The sequence below is a fragment of the Flavonifractor sp. An92 genome (assembly GCF_002159175.1).
Classification (GTDB): domain Bacteria; phylum Bacillota; class Clostridia; order Oscillospirales; family Oscillospiraceae; genus Pseudoflavonifractor_A.
The window spans coordinates 1-1,322 of the sequence record NZ_NFGZ01000057.1 but is presented as its reverse complement, the minus strand read 5'-3'; the positions used below and the strand labels follow the sequence as shown (position 1 = coordinate 1,322).

Sequence of the window (1,322 nt, the reverse complement as noted above, 5' to 3'; positions counted from 1 at the left end):
CCACGCTGCCGTTGTTGGTAACTTTAATTTCACTCTTGGTTCCAGCATCCGGATCAAAGCTCTCCTCCACATCCGGGTCCACATTACCCATGGTGAAGGTGTTGGTCACAGAGTCGGTGTGGGCCGTCAGCCACGCCAGGGTCCCGCCCACGGTCACCGCGGTCGCCAGGGCCAGGGCCGCCACAACGGGCAACCACTTGGGCCAGCGGCGCAGGGCACGCTTGCCTTCATATTCCTTTCGGTCAAACATTGCTCACGCCTCCCTCCTGGGTCTCCATGGGCTCGCTGGGATCAGGCTCGGTGTTCTGATCCTTGTTCTTCTCGTCACCGTTCTCGTCGTCCTTGGGCGTGCTGGGTAGGGGATTGGGCAGCGCCGCAGGGTTGGCGGCTCGCAGCGCAGCAGCGGAAGCTCCGTCAGTGGTCGCAAACACGTTCTCCACGCTATCGCTGCCGCCCAGCCAGTTATTGCCGTTGCGGGTGTTGTCGAAGGTGACCGACAGCTTGCCGTCATCGCCCTTATCCGCAGTCTTGGTCTCCGCATCAGCATTGTACATCCAGGACCACTTGGTGTCCTCGGTCACGGTGTAAGTGCCGCTCTTCAGACCGGTGATGGTCTTGGTGCAGGTCCACTTGTCACCCTCCAGGGTGAACTCACTCGCGCCCATGGCGATGGTCATGGCAAAGCCATTCGGTCCGCTAATCGTAAAGATGAAGCTCTGCTCAGGCTTTTCATTAACGGTCTTGGTGATCGACAGCTCGATGTTGTTCAGGTGGATGACAAATTCGCACTCCGTCTCACTGCCCAAATGATCCCCTGCATCACCAGATGTAGAATCACACTGCCGCACAAAGGTCACATAATTGGTAATGTTCACCCTGTTGACCGTAACGGTCACATTGACCTCAGTCTCAGCGTTGATAACACCCGGTTCCGGGCTATACGTATAGGAAACAGTCCAATCATCAGCCTCACTTACAGTACCGCCATCTTTGTTCTCGTCAGCCCAAGAAATACTGACAAAGTTGGTCTCATAATTCGTAAGCAAATCACCGGCATCCACCGTGGTATCCTTCCAGGTAATAGTGGGCACCAGGACGTGGATCTTCGGATAAGCAGTGTAGGTCTGCTCGCTTACCGAAGTACCGAGGCTGTCGCTACCAGTGGGAACCACCGGGCTCACTGTACACTCCAGGGTATAGTCCTGGCAAGTAGTCAGGGTGCCGGTATTTGTCTTACCACTGTCGCTCCAAGACCAGCTGCCTTCGGTCTGCCCGGCCAGAATGGTATAGGTGCCAATCTCAGCACCGTTCTGCTTGAGAGT

The 1,322-nt window shown here is 56.3% G+C and carries 2 protein-coding genes; both read right to left on the bottom strand.

Translation table 11 applies throughout. The features are described from left to right. Positions 1-250: SipW-dependent-type signal peptide-containing protein (locus B5G43_RS16865; protein WP_143382904.1), on the bottom strand; the 250-nt coding region annotated here is incomplete at its 3' end. Further along, positions 243-875 carry a hypothetical protein gene (locus tag B5G43_RS17200; RefSeq protein WP_143382903.1) on the bottom strand — a complete coding sequence of 211 codons (633 nt, stop codon included), beginning with the start codon at positions 873-875 and terminating at the stop codon, positions 243-245. The genes B5G43_RS17200 and B5G43_RS16865, both read right to left, overlap by 8 nt. Positions 876-1,322 lie beyond the last annotated feature (447 nt).